The 16,628-nt window shown below is 74.5% G+C and carries 11 protein-coding genes; 5 read left to right on the top strand and 6 right to left on the bottom strand.

Translation table 11 applies throughout. From position 1 onward, the window contains the following. Positions 1-9 precede the first annotated feature (9 nt). Entirely contained in the window at positions 10-2,778 is a 2,769-nt protein-coding gene (locus tag VM242_10785) for a condensation domain-containing protein (GenBank protein HVM05650.1), read from the top strand. A 4-nt stretch (positions 2,779-2,782) separates the two neighbouring features. Here VM242_10785 and VM242_10790 read toward each other — a convergent pair whose 3' ends face one another. The 5 genes from VM242_10790 to VM242_10810 all read right to left on the bottom strand — a co-directional run bounded on the left by VM242_10790 (position 2,783) and on the right by VM242_10810 (position 9,473). Then, positions 2,783-4,192, bottom strand: a complete 1,410-nt coding sequence (locus VM242_10790) for an aspartate aminotransferase family protein (protein HVM05651.1) — start codon at positions 4,190-4,192, stop codon at positions 2,783-2,785. Next, positions 4,189-5,388 (bottom strand): glycosyltransferase, encoded by a 1,200-nt coding sequence (locus VM242_10795; GenBank protein ID HVM05652.1) that lies wholly within the window; start codon positions 5,386-5,388, stop codon positions 4,189-4,191. The genes VM242_10790 and VM242_10795 overlap by 4 nt, the downstream gene beginning before the upstream one ends. Positions 5,389-5,407: 19 nt before the next feature. Further along, positions 5,408-6,961 (bottom strand): heme peroxidase family protein, encoded by a 1,554-nt coding sequence (locus tag VM242_10800; protein HVM05653.1) that lies wholly within the window; start codon positions 6,959-6,961, stop codon positions 5,408-5,410. A gap of 185 nt (positions 6,962-7,146) precedes the next feature. Continuing rightward, entirely contained in the window at positions 7,147-8,886 is a 1,740-nt protein-coding gene (locus tag VM242_10805) for an ABC transporter ATP-binding protein (GenBank protein HVM05654.1), read from the bottom strand. A gap of 8 nt (positions 8,887-8,894) precedes the next feature. Continuing rightward, complete coding sequence (locus VM242_10810) at positions 8,895-9,473, bottom strand: chorismate pyruvate-lyase family protein (protein ID HVM05655.1); 579 nt, start codon at positions 9,471-9,473, stop codon at positions 8,895-8,897. Positions 9,474-9,729: 256 nt separating this feature from the next. Here VM242_10810 and VM242_10815 point away from each other — a divergent pair, with 256 nt between their 5' ends. Further along, positions 9,730-10,710 carry an SDR family oxidoreductase gene (locus VM242_10815; GenBank protein HVM05656.1) on the top strand — a complete coding sequence of 327 codons (981 nt, stop codon included), beginning with the start codon at positions 9,730-9,732 and terminating at the stop codon, positions 10,708-10,710. Positions 10,711-10,724: 14 nt separating this feature from the next. On the opposite strand, the gene VM242_10820 is transcribed toward VM242_10815, so the two are convergent. Continuing rightward, entirely contained in the window at positions 10,725-12,188 is a 1,464-nt protein-coding gene (locus VM242_10820; GenBank protein HVM05657.1) for a PQQ-dependent sugar dehydrogenase, read from the bottom strand. 400 nt (positions 12,189-12,588) lie between these two features. On the opposite strand from VM242_10820, the gene VM242_10825 reads away from it, so the two are divergent. From VM242_10825 to VM242_10835, 3 genes are all read left to right on the top strand, one after another. Beyond that, positions 12,589-13,983 carry a kelch repeat-containing protein gene (locus VM242_10825; GenBank protein HVM05658.1) on the top strand — a complete coding sequence of 465 codons (1,395 nt, stop codon included), beginning with the start codon at positions 12,589-12,591 and terminating at the stop codon, positions 13,981-13,983. Positions 13,984-14,141: 158 nt separating this feature from the next. After that, positions 14,142-15,167, top strand: coding sequence for a right-handed parallel beta-helix repeat-containing protein (locus tag VM242_10830; protein HVM05659.1), 1,026 nt, complete (start codon positions 14,142-14,144; stop codon positions 15,165-15,167). A gap of 276 nt (positions 15,168-15,443) precedes the next feature. After that, positions 15,444-16,628, top strand: a 1,185-nt coding sequence (locus tag VM242_10835) for an Ig-like domain-containing protein (GenBank protein HVM05660.1), incomplete at its 3' end; no start/stop codon positions are given.

The raw sequence follows: 16,628 nt of genomic DNA on the forward strand, positions 1-16,628 counted from the left end.
TGTGCCCCGATGGGAGACCGAGCCGCCGCCCCGGTGCGCCCGGTGCGGCCGGGTGACCGGGTCGCCGCCGCGGCCCGGGCCACGCCCGACGCCGTCGCCGTCGTCGCCGCCGGGGGCGACGCGCTCAGCTTCGCCCAGTGGGACGCGGGAGCGTCCGCCGTGGCCGGCGGGCTGGCCGGGCGCGGCGTGGGCCCGGGCGACCGGGTGGCCGTCCGCTTCGACCTGGCGGCGTGGGGCGACTTCGCCGTGTGCCACCTGGGGGTGCGCCGGGCGGGAGCCGTCGCCGTGCTGGTGTCGCCCGGGGCGACCGCCGCCGATGCCGCCCGGGCGGTGGTGCACGCCGGCGCGGTGGGCGTGCTGTCGCCGCCCCACCTGGGCGTGGATGCGGCCTCGGCCTGGTGGGCGGCGCCCGCCGATCTCGACGCCGACGCGGCGCCGCCCGGCGCCGGCGTCGACCCGGACGCCGTGGCCGAGCTCCTGTTCCGGCCCGCACCGCTCGGCCCGCCCGTCCCCGAGCAGCGGACGTCCCGCCAGATCGACGCCCCGCCCGCACCGCCGCCCGGCGGCGCCCTGGTGCACGGCTGGGCGCCGGGCACGGCGGGCGGCCGCTACGCGCTCTCGGCGGCCGCCGCCGGTGGCGGCGCCGTCGTGGCCGTCCCCGCCCTGTCGCCGGAGCGCGTGGCCGCCGCCGTCGCCGCCCACCCGGCCGCCGCCGTGGGCCTGTCGCCGCCCCTCGCCGCCGCGCTGGCGGCCACGCCCGCCGGCCGGGCCGCCCTCCGGCCGGTGACCCGGATCCTGCTGAGCGGCCGGTCGGCACCCGCCGTGGCCCGGGCGTTCCCCGGTGCGGCGGTCGTCGAGATCCCCGGCTGCCGCCCCCTTCCCGCCCCGGCGACCGCGGCCCCCGTGGCGGTGTCGCAGGAACCCATGCTGTGGCACGAGCAGCTGGCGCCCGGCAGCTTCAACCTCCCCTGCCTGGTGCGCCGCTTCGAGGGCCCGCTGGACGTCGCCGCCCTCGCCGGCGCGCTGGCCGACCTCGTGCGCCGCCACGAGCCGTTGCGCACGACGTTCACGTCGGCGCCCGGGGTCCCCCGCCAGGTCGTGCGCCCGGCGGCCGCCGACCCGCTCGCCGTCGTCGACCTGGCCGCCCTGCCGCCGGAGCGCCGCCAGGCCGAGGCCGCCCGCCTGCTCACCGAGGCCAGCGTGCGACCGTTCGACCTGGTGGACGGGCCGCTGTTCGAGCCGTCGCTGCTCCGGCTGGGCGAGGAGGACCACGTCCTGGTCGTGCGCCTGCACCACACGGTGTTCGACGACTGGTCGGTGGACCTCTTCCGACGCGACCTGTCGTCGCTCTACGCCGCCCGCCTCGACGGCACGCCGCCCGCGCTGGCCGAGCCAGCGACCACGTTCACCACCTTCTCCCGCCGCCAGCGCGCCGCCCTCGACGGCGCGAGCGGCGACGAGCAGCGGGCGTGGTGGCGCCGGGAGCTCGACGGCGCGCCACTCGCCGTGCAGCTGCCGCTGGGCGGCCCGCCCGGCGAGGGAGCCGGCGGGCCCGTGCGGGTCGACCTCCCCCCCGAGCTGTCGGCGGCGGTGCGGGCGCTCGGCCCCCACCTCCGGGCCACCCCGTACATGGCGGTGCTGGCGGCCTTCGGCGCCGTGGTCGGGCGCTACACGGGACAGGACGACCTCGTGCTCGGCGCCGTCTCCGCGCACCGCACCCGCAGCGCCGTCGAGCCGCTCATCGGCTGCTTCACCAAGAAGGTGCCGCTGCGCCTGCGGCTGGACGGCGACCCCCCGTTCCGGGAGCTGGCCGCCCGGGCCCGGGCCGCCGTGCTCGGCGCCATGGGCCATCAGGACGTGGGGTTCGACGCGGTGGTGCAGGAGACGCTCGGCCCGCCCGCGGCCGAGCACGGCGCGGTGCCGCAGGTCGCGGTCGTCTTCCAGGGCGAGGCGCCGAGGCGGGCCCCCGTGGGCCTGCCGGGCGTCCGCGCCGGCCCGTTCGACGTCCCGCCCGCGTCGCGCCGGGAGCGCCACTTCAGTGCCCGCGAGGGGCGCCCGGCGTGGGGCGACGGGCTGTACCTCGGGACCTTCGTGCTGGTGTCGCTCGTCGAGCACGACGACGGCCTCTCGCTGGTCGCCCGCGGCGCGTTCCCCCGCCCGGCCGGGCGGCGCCTGCTCGGCCACGTCGAGGCGCTCCTCGCCGACGTCGTCGTCTCGCCCGACCGGCCGGTCTCCGAGCTGTCGCTCGGGCCGGAGCCCGTCCCCGCCGCCGGCGACGGCGACCTCGTCGACGTGCGCGGCCTGCGGGGCGACCGGGCGCGGCTGGAGGCGGCGCTGGCCCGCTGCCCCGGCGTGGCCGACGTGGGGCTGGCCGTCCCGGACGGGCGCCGGCTGGTGGCCTACGTCGTCCCGATGGGCGACCGGGCCCCGTCGCTCGCCGAGCTGCGCCGGACGCTGTGGAAGCAGCTGCCCGGCGCCCTGTGGCCGGCGACGGCGGTCACCGTGGACGAGTTGCCCCGGCGGCCCGACGGGCGGCCCGACCCCTCCGCCCTGCCGCCGGCGCCGCCGCCGTCGCCCGCCCCCGGTTCCTCGCCGGGCGCGGACGCCCTCGCCGCCCTATGGGGCGTCGCGGACCCGGCCCGCCCGTACTGGCAGGACTTCTCCTTCCTCGACGCCCTCGCCGAGGCCCGCCAGGCCGGGCTCGCCGTGAGCGACGAGCAGGTGGCGCGCCACCGCACGGTCGCCACCCTGGCGGCGGACCTGGACGCTGGCGCCTAGCGGTTCAGGCGGCCGAGGCCTCCACCTCCGAGAGCGCCTCGTCGAGGAGGGCGACGGCGGCCAGCGCCATCTCCTCCTCGATCACCAGGGGCGGGGTGATCCGCAGCACCGCGCCGCCGCCGGCGACGAGCACGCCGCGGCGGGCGAGGGCGGTGACCAGTCGGCGGGCCGTCGCGGGCGGGATGGGTGCCTTGGTGGCGCGGTCGGTGACCAGCTCCAGCGCCATGAGCATCCCGACGCCGCGGACGTCGCCCACGAGGGGATGGCGATCGGCGACGTCGCGAAGGGCCGACAGCATGGCGGCGCCGACCCGGCGGCCGTTGGCGACGATGGCGCCGTCCTCGAGCATCCCGAGGGCGGCCGCCGCCGCCGCGCAGGCCACGTTGCCGCTGGCGAACGTGGACGCGCCGGCGCCGGGCATGGCGAACGGCCCCGAGTCGAGGATCTCGCGGCGCGACGCGATCACCGAGATCGGGTAGCCGCATGCGAGGCCCTTGCCGGCGATGAGCACGTCGGGGACCACGCCGGTCTGCTCGAAGGCCCACATGGTGCCCGTGCGCCCGACCCCGGTGAGGATCTCGTCGAACACCAGCAGGGCGCCCGTGCGGTCGCAGAACCGGCGGAGGTGCGCCAGGAACTCGGGCGGGAAGGGGATGACGCCTCCCACGCCCTGGACGGGCTCGACGACCACCGCGGCGAGGCGCTGCTCGCCGGACTGCTCGTACACCCGGTCCACCATGCCCGCGCAGGCGACGGCGCAGCGGTCGCGCTCCAGCCCCAGGGGGCAGCGGTAGCAGTTGGCGTTGACGCTGTGCAGCATGCCGGGGGCGAAGGGCCCGTAGCCCCGCTTGAGCGGGAAGCCGCCCATGAGCGACATGGCCCCCAGGGTCCGGCCGTGCCACGCTTGGTGGAACGACAGGACCTCGTACCTGCCGGTGTGCGCCCGGACGAGGCGGATCACCGCCTCCACCGCCTCGGCGCCGGTGGAGTACATCTGGAACGTCTGCAGCTCGGGCGGGAGCGTGCGGGCCAACCGCTCGAAGAACTCGGCCCGCGGGGGCGTGGCGAAGTCGAAGAAGTGCATCAGCCGCTGCGACTCGTGGGCCACCGCCTGCGTCACCGCCGCCGGAGCGTGGCCCAGGTTGGCGACGACGGCCCCCGAGGAGAGGTCGACGAACTGGTTGCCGTCCACGTCGCGCACGACGGCGCCGCGCCCGTCGCGGAGCACCAGGCGCAGCCACTGGGCGGCCGGTGAGGAGTTGCTGGCGTGGTGGGCGGCGTCGCGCGCCCACAGCTCGAGCGACCGCGGCCCCGGGACGTCGGTGCGCAGCAGCGGGGCGGCGCTCGGTTCGGCGCCCGTCGCCGCCGGGCCCGGAGCGCGGGCGCTCGACGCGTCGTCCTCCGGCCCGGTCACGCCTGCACGCCCCCGGCGACCAGCGGGCGCCGCTCCTCGGCCAGTTGTTCGAGGAGGTCGACGCCCCGGTCAGGCCCGGGCATCGCCGCCATCTCCCGCTGCACCCGCGCCGCCCGCTCGCGGTAGGTCGGCTCGTTCAGCAGGGCGAGCACGTCCCGCCGCACCGCCTCCGGGTCCACCTGCCCGGGCAGCAGGCGGCGGCCCACGCCCGCCGCCTCGCACGCCGCCGCGTTGTGGAACTGGTTGGCGCCCTGGGGCAGGACCAGCAGGGGGATGCCCTGCGCCAGGATGGGCAGGATGGCGGTGCCGCCCTGGTTGACGGCCACGTCGCAGTAGGGGAGCAGCAGCGACTGCGGGATGAACCGCTCGACGTGCACGTTCTCTGGCTGGGCACCGAACTGGGCCGGGTCGTTCTCGTAGCCGATGGTGAGGATCACCGTCACCGGCTCGGACCGAAGTCCTCGGAGCACCGCGGCGAACACGTCGCGCGCCCGGGCGTTGAACACCGTGCCCAGGCTCACGTACACCACCGGGCGGTCAGGCAGCTCGGTGACCCACGCCGGCAGGTCGTCGCCCTCGGCGCCGGGGTCCACGGTGGCGTTCTGCACGGGGTGGGCGGTGGGGACCTGTTCTATCTCGGGCGACTGGAGCGTCGGCGGCGCCACGTCGAGGTACAGCCACCGGAACATCCCGGCGAACGCCAGGGGGTCGACGCCCCACTCGGCGCACAGCGGAGCCTGCACCTCGGCGGCCAGCCTCGCCATGGCCAGGGGTCGCAGGATGCCGACGCTCTGGTCCGCCCAGGGGATCCCGGCGGCGGCGGCCGCCACCGGACCGGCCAGTTCCGTCTCGTCGTGGACGAGCACGTCGGGCTCCCACTCCCGCACCAGCGGCACGAGGTCGGCGGCGCGGGCGGGGGCCGCCACCCCCGCCAGCATGCGGGGCACGAACTGCTCGAAGCGCTCCATGGCCGAGAGCGCCGCCTGCTCGGGGAACCGCTGCGCGGCCTGCTCCATCTGGTCCGCCAGGCTCATGCCGGCCGGGAACGCGGCGAAGCCCGCCTTCTCCACGCGGGGGCAGAAGTCGGCGGCGGTGGCGAAGGCGACCTCGTGGCCGGCCCGCCGCAGCGCCTGGGCGAGGGCCAGCATGGGGTTGAAGTGGCCGTGCCCCGGGAGGCACGTGCACAGCACCCTCACCGGCCCGCCCTCCCCACCGTCACGACGCCCGGCTGGCGGGGTCGACCTTGGCGAAGGTGAGGAAGTCCACCATCTCGAACCGGCCGGTCACCTGCCCGCTCCGCCGGGGCAGGGTGGGGGCCCAGCGCCGCGGCGCGTTGAGGTACGAGTTGGGGTCGGCCCGGAGCAGCCCGACGAGCACCTCGGCGACGATGCGCCCGCCCACCGGGCCCAGGTGCAGGCCGCCGTCCACCAGCTCGGCCTCCTTCAGGACGTAGTACCACAGGGGCGTGCTGCGCTCGAGGCCGAGCCCGTAGGCCGACAGCTCGGCGAGGTCGCCCGGGGCGAGGGGCGGAACGCCCATCGTGGCTGCGATCGACTGGCCGGACGGCATCCCCCACGTGACGTGGCGCAACAGGTTGCGCTGCGCCAGCACCTGGGGCTGGTCGCCGGTGGCGATGGAGCTGAGGGGGAGGTTGAACAGCGGCGTCGACAGCTTGGTGTCGATGAGCTTGTTGTTCCGGACGTTGCCGTCGCCGAAGTCGAAGAACGTCTCCCAGCCCACGAAGCGGCGCGGGGCCCGGAAGCCACCGACCAGGTCGTCGGGGTCGTCCGACGGCCCGGCGCCGGCGTCGAAGATCATGCCGATGAAGGGGCCGCCGCCGTGGCCGGTCATGTTGGCGCGGTACGACGGGCGGACCATGCTGTGGCCGAAGCGGTAGGCGGCCCCCTGGAACTCGACCGGCATGAAGTCGCCGGCGGTGTACCAGCGGCGCCCGTTGCGCATCACGTCGTCGACCATCGCCGGCCCGCAGAACAGCGGGAGGAACTGGTTCACGACCATCCACTGGTAGTGCCAGGTGGTGAGGCGTCGGGCGGCGTCGAACACCTCGAGGTCCCGCATGCCCGGCCGGGCCAGGATCTCCACCGCCTCGTTGTGGAACCTCATGAACGCGCAGTGCATCCCGGAGAGGATCACGTGCTCGTCGTTGCGGGGGTCGGCGATGACGGCCGCCATGTTCCCGCCGCGGGGGACGTCCTCGAACAGGCCGCCGGTCTCGTAGTGGAACTTGGCCCGGTTCCCGGAGTCGAACAGCTGCGGCGAGGCGACCGGGCCGAGGCCGTACACCGAGTCGAGGTCGAGAGCCGGGGTCCGGCCGTTCGTGGACGTGCGAGGGTCCGTGGGGACGCCCAGCGCCGACCCGACGTCGAAGGTGACGTCGTGGTCGATGAACTGGCCCACGAAGGTGACGCCGGCCGTGTGCGCCGGGTTGTCGGGGTTGTTCACCCGCAGCGCCGGGTCGAGGATCAGGTCCAGCGGGTCGGCCGTGAGGTCGTCGCCCGCGTCGAGGATGCCGCCCTTGCGGCCGATGTCGACCAGGGCCTCCGTGAGCCCCTCGCCGGGCGGGGCGAACGGCGGGAGCTGCGGGAACATCCGCCCGAAGGTGGTGCGGAACGGCGTACGCGGCGTGCCGCCGGAGTTGGCGCCCGCCGAGCCGGGGGTGGCGACGGCGGCGCCCGTCGCCGGGCCGACCGTCACCGCCGAGGCCGCCGCCCCGATCCCGAGCGCCTTGAGGAAGGCGCGCCGGTTCATCGGGCACCCCGTGTGGTTGCTCACAGGTCTCGCTCCCCCGCGGCCAGCGTCGCGTCGCCGTCCCGAACAATGTGCGACACCCATCTTTGCGCGGCTGTGTGCCCGTGTCTATATGCGAAACCGGAACCTTCCCGCACAACCGGCCTGACAACCCGCCCGGAACCGGCGTGTTCCCCCTCCCCCCCTTAGGGGACCGCCGGCTGCGGGCCGTCGAAGGCGGGGGCGAAGGCGGGGGCCGAGGCCACCAGGCGCCGGCCGGTGGCGCTGGCCGGCGAGGTGGCGACGACGTTCGACGGGCCCTCCTCGACCACTTCGCCGCGGTCGAGGATGACGATCCGGTCGGTGACCTTGCGCACCACGGCCAGGTCGTGGGAGATCAGCACCAGGCCGAGGCCCATCTCGATCTGGCGCTCCCGGAGCACGACGAGGAGCCGGGCCTGCTCGGAGGCGTCCAGCAGCGCGGTGGGCTCGTCCGCCACCAGCAGCTTCGGCTCGGCCACGAGCGCCCGGGCCAGCGCCACCCGCTGGAGCTGGCCGCCGGAGAGCTCGTGGGTGCGCTTGCGCAGGAAGGCGCCCGACGTGGGCAGGCCCACCCCGTCGAGCGCCTCGGCCACCGCCCGGTGGCGGTCGTCCGGCCCGCCCCGGCCGTCGCCGTCGCCCACGACGAGGGGTTCGGCCACCAGCTCCTCGACCGCCATCCGAGGCGACAGGGCGTCCCACGGGTCCTGCATCACAAGCTGGACCCGACGGCGCAGCCGGCGGGGAGCCTGTCTCCACGACACCACCAGGCGCTCGCCCTCCAGCTCGACGTGGCCGCCGTCGGCCGCCAGGTGGCCGGTGATGATCCGCGCCAGGGTGGACTTGCCGCTGCCGGACGGCCCGATGACCCCGACCGACTCCCCCTCCTGCAGGGTGAGCGACACGCCGGCCAGGGCATGGACGGCCCGCCCCCCGCCGGCGAAGGTCTTCTGCACGTCGACGGCCGACAGCAGCGTCTTGAGCCCTCCGAAGTGGCAGGCCACCAGGCGGCCCCGCGACTCGCGCAGGTCGGGGTGCTGGTCGGCGCAGACGTCCTCCGCCTGCGTGCAGCGTGGGTGGAAGGGGCAGCCGGGCGGGACGGCGCGTGGGTCCGGGCCCCGACCACGTATGGGCCGCAGGTCCTTGGTCGTCGTCATCACCGGGAAGGTGTTCACCAGCGCCCAGGTGTAGGGATGCGCCGCCCGCTGGATGACCCGCTCGGTGGCGCCGGCCTCCATCGCCTCGCCGGCGTAGAGCACCATGGTGCGGGTGGCCAGCCGGGTGGCGTCGGGCAGGTCGTGGGAGATCACCACGAGGGCGATGCCTCTCGCCTCGGCCAGAGCGGCGATGCGCTCGACGACGTCGTGGCGGGTGGCCGGGTCGAGGCCGGCGGTGGGTTCGTCGAGTACCACCAGGTCGGGATCGAGGGCCAGGGCCATGGCGAGCGACGCCCGGCGCCGCTCGCCGCCGGAGAGCTCGTGGGGGTACCGGCCCAGGAGCGAAGGCTCCAGGAACACCTCGGTGGCCAGCTCCTCGGCCCGCCTCCACGCCGCTGCCCGGGAGAGACGGCGCCGCTCGCGCAGCGGCTCGGCGACCTGGGCCCCGACCTTGACGACGGGGTTGAAGCCGCCGCTCTGGAGGGTGAGGGCGATGCGCTCCCACCGCAGCGACCGCAGGACGCCGTCCGTCGCGCCCATGAGCTCCTCGCCGTCGAAGCGGACGCTCCCGCTCGCCTCCGGCGGCTGGAGCAGTCCCGTCAGGCACAGCGCCAGGGTCGACTTGCCCGACCCGCTCTCGCCCACGACGGCCAGGGACTCGCCCCGCTCGAGCGAGAAGGACACCCCCCGGAGCGCGTGCACGTCGCCCCCGTAGGCAACCTTGACATCGGCGACCTCGAGCAGGCTCACGCCTTCGGTCACAGCTCCCGGAACGCGCTGGCGGGGAACTTCTCGGTGATCACCATGATGGGCGCCCGATCGGAGAACACCCGGTACGTCCGCGAGATGAGCTGGTCGTCCTCGCCCAGCCCGAAGTGCACGGCGATGTCGCCCGCCGGCTCGAAGCCCCACGAGACGAACTCGCGGAACGTCTCGACGCGGCTTTGCACCAGCAGCTTCCCGATGGGGTTGTCCGTCTCGACGAGATCGCGACAGAGGCCGGGATGAAGTCTGTTGACCATCACGACGGACTCGGCGTAGACGTAGTTCCGGCCCGACGACCGGCCCCGCAGGAGGATGCGGCGGCGGATGAGGCTCTCCCCGTCGGCGGTGCACAGGTCCGGGTCGTCGGCAGGTGACAGATCGTAGGACTGGGAGAGCTTCACCAGCGCGACGGGCTCGCCGGAGAGCGCCTCGAGGACGTTGGTGACCGTGCCGTCGGTGGTGAGAAGGACGCGCTGCAGCGGTCGGAGCCCGGCGATGTCCCCCCACGTGGCCCCCGGCTCGTCGAGCAACACGGTGTTCTCGTCGGTTCCGTGGGTGTCCCTGTGCGTCATGGTCGCTCTCTGGCCTCCGTGGGCTCGTGGCTGACGGCCGGCCCTCAGCCGACGCGACGCCTCCGCGAGGGGCGTGGGCGCTTCCCCGCACAGACGCTCCGGCGACGAACAGCAGACCGCCGCCCGAACCCCCCCGGATCACCCCTGCTTCACAGCCCTCGCCGATCGATCTATTCACGAGACTAGCGCGATCGATGCCCTTTGGGCGCGCCGTCTCGGACGGGCGCGGCGCGCGCAGGTCGCCGATACTGGCGTGATGGAAGGCGCGGCGGCGAGCGGGAGCGCGACGGCGAGCGGGGGCGCGGGAGCGCCGGCGGGGCCCGTCGCCGTCGTCTCCGGCGGGGCCCGCGGCATCGGGAGGGCGGCGGCCCTGGCCCTGGCCCGGGCCGGCCATCGCGTGTGCGTCAACGACACCGGCGCAGCCCTCGACGGGCGCCACCCCGACCCGTCCCCGGCGAGGGCGGTGTCCGAGGAGATCCGCGCCGCCGGTGGCGCGGCGATGGCGAGCACGGCCGATGCCCGCGCCGCCGACACCGCCCGCGCCCTGGTGGCCGACGTCGAGCGGTGGGCGGGCGAGGCGCCCACGGTGCTCGTCCACGCCGCGGGCACTTTGCGCGACGGGATGGTCCACAAGTCGAGCGACGACGACTGGGCCGAGGTGCTCGGGTCCCACCTGGGCGTCGCCGTCCAGCTCACCCGGGCGATGGCGCCCGCCATCCGTTCCCGCCGGTACGGCCGCATCGTCTACGTGGCCGGCGCCGCCGGCCTGGTCGGCAACGCCGGCCAGGCGTCGTACTGCGTGGCCAAGGCCGCCCTGTTCGGCCTCACCCGTGCCGTGGCGCTGGAGATGGCCGGTCGCGACGTGCGCGTCAACTACCTGGTCCCCTTCGCCTTCACCCGCATGACCGAGTCCATCCCGCCGGTGAGCGAGCAGCTGCGCGCCTACCTCGGGTGGGCGCCCCGCTCGACGCCGGGCGACGTGGCCGGCGTCATCGCCTGGCTCTGCTCCGATGCCGGCGCGGCCGTGACCGGACAGGTGGTGGGCGTGCGCGCCACCGAGGTCACGGTGTGGTCCCAGCCCCGGCCGGCGGCGGCGGTGGTGGGCGCGGCGGCATGGGACCCCACTCGGCTGGTACAAGACGCCGAGCCCCGGCTGGCCGCCCACCTCACCCCGCTGGAGTCGGAGTTCGACCTCTTCTCGGCCGGCCCTCCGGCGCCCGGCGACGGCACGCACTGAGGGCCCGCCGGGCGTCATCGGCGGTGGATCCGGTACACCGCCCCCCGGGTCAGGGAGACGACGTAGAGGTTCCCGTCGGGGCCCGTCTGGATGTCGGTGACCACGCCGAAGTTGCGTCCGATCAGCAGGCTCTCGCTCTCGGTGATGTCGTGCTTGGCGAGGTTGTCGGCCACCCGGTCCTCGAGCCTCGGGTCGTCCACCGCGATCTTGGCGCCGTTGCCGGTGATCTCGAAGTGGAACAGGTACCCGCCCTCGAGGGCCGGGATGGCGGCGCCCACGAACAGGTCCCCGGCGAACTGGGGCCCGAGGCCCCGACCGCGCACGAACCCAATACCGGCGGGAGCGACTTCCCACTTCCAGGAGAAGGCGGGGTCGCGGTACTGCGCCCCCGGGAGCATGAACAGGCGCGACCGCGCCTCCTCGGGCGTGTCGGCGATGTTGGCCGGCGGCCAGCGCAGCTGCTGCAGGGCCCGCGCCCCGAAGGTCGTCTCGATCTCCTTGAACTGGGATATCCGCTCGACCGGCCCGGCGATCTGGACCCACCCGGCGTTGGTGCCGGGTAGGACGCGGTTGAGCTCGGAGAACGAGTCGTCGCCGTTCTCCTCGATCCACAGGTCGCCGGTGCGGGGATGGAAGGCCATCCCGAAGCCGTTGCGGTGGCCGTAGGAGAAGATCCGCTGCACGTTGCGCCCCACCTCGCCGCCGATGGAGGCACCGACCGAGAAGAACGGGTTGTCGGTCGGCGTCGTGCCGTCGGGGTTGAGGCGGAGCACGGCCCCCGTCAGGTGGGCGTCGTCGGGCTCGGGCCCGCCGAACTGGTCGTCGGGCACGGCCGGGCCCGGGCAGGTGGTGGTCGGCCCGCACGGCAGGTTCTGGAGCTGTCCCCGCCGGCCGACGTCACCGACGAAGACGTACAGCTTCCCGTCCGGTCCGAACTTCACCACCCCGCCGTCGTGGTTCCCGCGCTCGGGCTGGCCGGCGTCCTGCTGGATGGCCCGGATCCTGATCAGGGTGCGGTCGAAGGTGAGCGACGAGCCGTCCCAGACGAAGCGGTCGACGCGGTTGCCCAGCAACGGTGTGTGCGACAGCACGTTGGTGTCCGCCCCGGTCGTGCTCTCGGTCCAGTACAGGTACACGCCCGGATCGGCGGGGAAGCCCGGGTGCAGCGCCATCCCGAGAAGGCCGCGCTCGGAGCCGAAGTTGACGGCCAGGTCGAGGACCGGGCCGACGGCCACGCCGTCCACGACGCGCTGCACCCGGCCGGTGTTCTTCTCGGTGACCAGCAGGTCGCCGGCGCCGATGAAGGCGAAGGCCACCGGGGTGGTGAGACCGTCGACGACCTTCTCCACGGCCAGGCGCGGGTGCAGGATCGTCGGCAGGTGGCCGTCGGCCGCCGCCGGCCCGTGGGCCGCCGACGCGCTCAGCACTGCGACCCCGAGGAATGACGCCGTTGCGGTGACGAGAACCCGACCCCTCACGAGCTCGCTCCTTCCCACCACGGTCGCGCACACGGACCTGCGCCGCCCGGAGAGCCGGCGGCGGGGCCCGATGGGCGACGCCCCTGTGTCGCCGGAGATCCTACGGCGACGCAGCCGCCATGGGAACGGGGCGCCATGGAGCCGTCACTATGTCCTCGGCGCCAATGATCGCTTCGCATGTACTAGCGATCCTCTCGACAGCTCCCTCGCGGCCGTGGAAGGATCGCAAGGAAGCATGGGCACCGAGGGGATCGCCCCGCTGGGCCGGCTTCACGGGCAGCGCAGGGGACGAGCGGAGGCCGGGAGGGGGGCGTGCCCACCTCCCCCTGAAAGAACGGAGTGGAGCGCGATGCGACGAGGTCCCGGGCGGGTGCCGTCGACGGCGAGGCAGAGGCGGTCGGTGGCCACCGCGGTGGTGGTGCTGGCGAGCGCCGCCCTCGCCGTCGCCGACCCCGTCGACGTCGGCGCCGCCAGCCACGGTGAGGGCGTGTGGGAGCAGACCACGCCCCTGTCGGTGCCCCGCTACGACCACACCTCCACGCTGATCGGCGCCGGGAAGGTGCTGGTCGCCGGCGGTCGCACGCAGGGCACGTCCCCGGTCGAGCTGCCCGCCACCGCGGAGGTCTTCGACGCCCGCACGGAGAGGTGGCTGCCCACCGGCCCGATGACCGACGCCCGGTGGAGCCACACCGCCACCGTCCTGCCCGATGGGAGGGTCCTCGTGGCGGGAGGCTTCGGGAGCCCCTTCACGGTCACCGCCAGCGGGTCCGGCTCGAACTCCCAACCGGTCCTCGACACCGCCGAGATCTTCGACCCCCGCACCGGGAGGTGGAGCCGTACCGCCAGCATGGGCACCCGCCGGGCGCTGCACGTGGCCGCCCTCCTGCCCGACGGCAAGGTGCTCGTGGGCGGCGGCCGCACGTGCAACCAGCCGCCGCCGGCGGCGTGCAACTTCACCTTCGTGACGAGCACCGCCGAGCTCTACGACCCGGCCACCGGCACGTGGTCGCCGACGGGCCCGCTCACGGCGCCCCGTCACACGACCTCGCCCGCCGTGCTGGCGAACGGCACGGTGCTCGTCCCCGCCGGGTTCGTCGGTGGAGGGGCCCCGGTCGCCACCGCCGATGTGTACGACCCCGCCACCGGCACGTCGACCCCGACCGGCAACCTCAACGTGGCCCGCTCCCGCCAGGGCGCCATGGTGCTCCACGACGGCAGCGTCCTCGTGGCGGGGGGCTTCGCCACCCCGACCTCGGAGCTGTACAGCCCGGCCACGCGGACGTGGAGCCCGACCGCCGACATCCCCTTGCCGCCGGGTGCCAACCGCCGGTTCAACCACGCCTTCGCCGTGCTGCCCAACGGCAAAGCGCTGGTGGCGGGCGGCGCCACGTTCCCGCCGTCGTCGATCACCCGCAACGCCGACCTGTACGACCCGGCCACGCGGACGTGGGTGTCCGCCGGCGACATGCACCAAGCGCACGGCTCCTCCAGCTCCCTGTCGAACTCGCACCCCGCCGTGGTGCTCGGCAGCAACCCCTGGCGGTTCGAGGCCAGGCCCGAGGCGTGCGCCCCGAACTGCGGCAAGGCGCTGGTCGCGGGGGACAACCCGACGGGGGCCGTGGAGCTGTACACCCCGTCGTGCCCCTCCGTGCTCCCCCGTCCGCCGCAGCAACTGTGGTGCGTCCGGGACGGCGGCCCGGCCTCAGGACGGCCCGGCGCGCCGGGGACGCCCGGCGAGGCGGGCCCGCCCGAGTGGCTCGGGAGCGAGGCGTCGGCCGACCGCCCGAGGGACTGACGAAACTCGCTCGGGGCTGGTGACACGGGACCGAAACCGTGCTAACCCTATCGCGACCGGCCACGGCGTCGTGCCGGCAGCATGGGGGAGGGAACCAGGTGAGACGGCGTAGTTTTCGCGCGGCTGCAACCGCGGTAGGGGTACTGCTCGGAGTCACGGTGCTCGCCTCGCCGGTGGAGGCGGCCGATGTCGCGTGCGGGCAGGTCGTCACCGAGGACACCACGCTCCAGCACGACCTCGGCCCGTGCCCGGACAACGGCCTGGTCGTGGCTGCGGACGGAGTCAAGCTCGACCTCAACGGCTTCACCGTCTTCGGCACGGCCGACGTGGGCGACGGTGCGGGGATCCTCGTCCGGGGCAGCCGGGGCGTCAAGGTGACCAACGGCACCGTGCGGGCCTTCGACGGCGGTGTGGTGATCGAGGGCGGCGGCGCCAACAGCGTCACCCTCATCGTGGCGCGGGACAACATCGGGCACTCCGCCGGGCACCCGCCGGCGCCGGGGACCCGCTACGGCGAGGGCATCGCCGTCGAGGGCTCCAGCGACAACCGGATCGCCGACAACCGCGTCGTCAACAACGGGCCCTTCGCCGGCATCGGCCTCTACGAGCTCCCCGACTCCGACCACCCCTTCCCCGCTGCGCCCGTCGAGCGCAACGCCGTGATGAACAACGTGGTGGAGGACAATCAGTTCTGCCGGGTCAACCGGACCACCGGAGCGCGCTTCTGCGACAACATCGGCATCCGCCTCGAGCCCCGCGTCGGTCCCGGGAACACCGTCAAGGGCAACCAGGTCCGGCGCAACGGCCTGGACGGCATCTCCCTCTTCGCCGACGCCGACGAGAACAGCGTGATGCAGAACGTGGTGGAGCAGAACGGGTTCTGGGGCGCCGTCCCCGGTGACGGCATCCGGGTGTTCGGGAGCCGCAACGCCATCCACCACAACGAGGTGTCCGCCAACCGTGCCGGCGGGATCAGCGTCGGGCGGCGAACCGGGTTCGCGCTGGGGTCGCTGCCCAACAACGCGACGACGGGCAACCCGCGGGGCAAGCTCAACACCATCGTCCGCAACCGGACGGGCGCCAACGTGATCTTCGACCTGTGGGACGCCAACCCCGGCTGCGACGAGAACACGTGGCGGCACAACACCTACCAGACGGCCAACCAGCCGTGTACCACCCTCTGATCCGGCGGCGTTCGCGGACCGGCGGCGGGCACCTGGCCCGTCGCCCGGTCCGCCACCGCGTTCGTCGGCGCGGCGGGGTCGCTCTGCGCTCGAAGGCCGGGAATGACTAGTGCCTTCGGGCCACTATCGCGCTAGAGTCACCATATTGGCGAAGGGCGACGCCTGCCGCGAATACCGCGGCAGACATATCGCGTGCGGACACCCGGCGGGCATCTGGGGCCGAGGCGTTCGACACGGGCAGGACCAGGGAACCGACTCGAGTCAAAGGACGGGGCGATGAAGGCACGGGCAACGGCGAGGCTGGCGGCAGCGTTGATCGTGGTGGCGGCGGTGACGGGGGCGTTCCTGCGCCCGGCGGGGGCCGTGCAGTTCACCAACTCCACCCCCATAACCATGCCCGCGCTCGGCGCGACCGTCCCGGCGCCGTGGCCGGGGAACCCGTACCCGTCCACCATCGCCGTCGCCGGGTTGTCCGGCACGATCACCGATGTGAACGTCATCCTCCACGGCTTCGACTGCTCGGCGCGGACCGTCGACTTCGCTTACCCCGAGGACATCGACCTGCTGCTCGTCGGGCCCACCGGCGCCAACTCCGTCATCCTCTCCGACGTCGGCGGCGCCAACGCACCGACCGCCAACCAGTTCACCGACATCACCATCACCCTCGACGACGAAGCGGCCGCGCCACTGCCGGCGGACACCCAGCTGAGCGCGGGCACGTACCGTCCGCTCGACGACGACGACGATCCTTCCGAGCAGGTGGCCGTGGACACCTTCCCGGCGCCCGCGCCGGCGCCCACCGGCGGCAGCGCCCTCTCCGTCTTCGACGGCACGGCCCCGAACGGGACGTGGAGCCTCTACATGGCCGACGACTACGCCGGACCGGACAACTGCCGGATCCTGCGGGGCTGGACGATCGACATCACGACGAGCGAGGGCACCACCACCACCACGGCGCCGACCACCACGACGACTGCCCCCACCACGTCCACGACCGCGGGCCCGAACCGGCCGCCGGTAGCCAACAACGACGCCTACACCACGCCGCAGGGCACCGCCCTCACCGTGCCGGCACCGGGCGTGCTGGCCAACGACAGCGATCCCGACGGCGACCCTCTCACCGCGGGGATGCCGACCAACCCCAGCAACGGGACCTTGAACCTCAGCACCAACGGCGGGTTCACCTACACGCCGAACCCCGGCTTCTCCGGCACCGACAGCTTCACCTACATGGCGCACGATCCGCACGGCGGCATGACGACGGCGACGGTCACCATCACGGTCACCGCCACCACGACCACCACCACGGCGCCACCGACCACGACGACCACGACGCCGGGAGCGCTCACCTGTGACGGCCTCGCCGCCACCATCGTCGGCACCCCGGGGGACGACCGGATCACGGGGACGCCCGAGCGGGACGTCATCGTCGCCCTGGGAGGCCACGACATGGTCCACGGC

The organism is Acidimicrobiales bacterium, from assembly GCA_035540975.1.
Lineage (GTDB): Bacteria > Actinomycetota > Acidimicrobiia > Acidimicrobiales.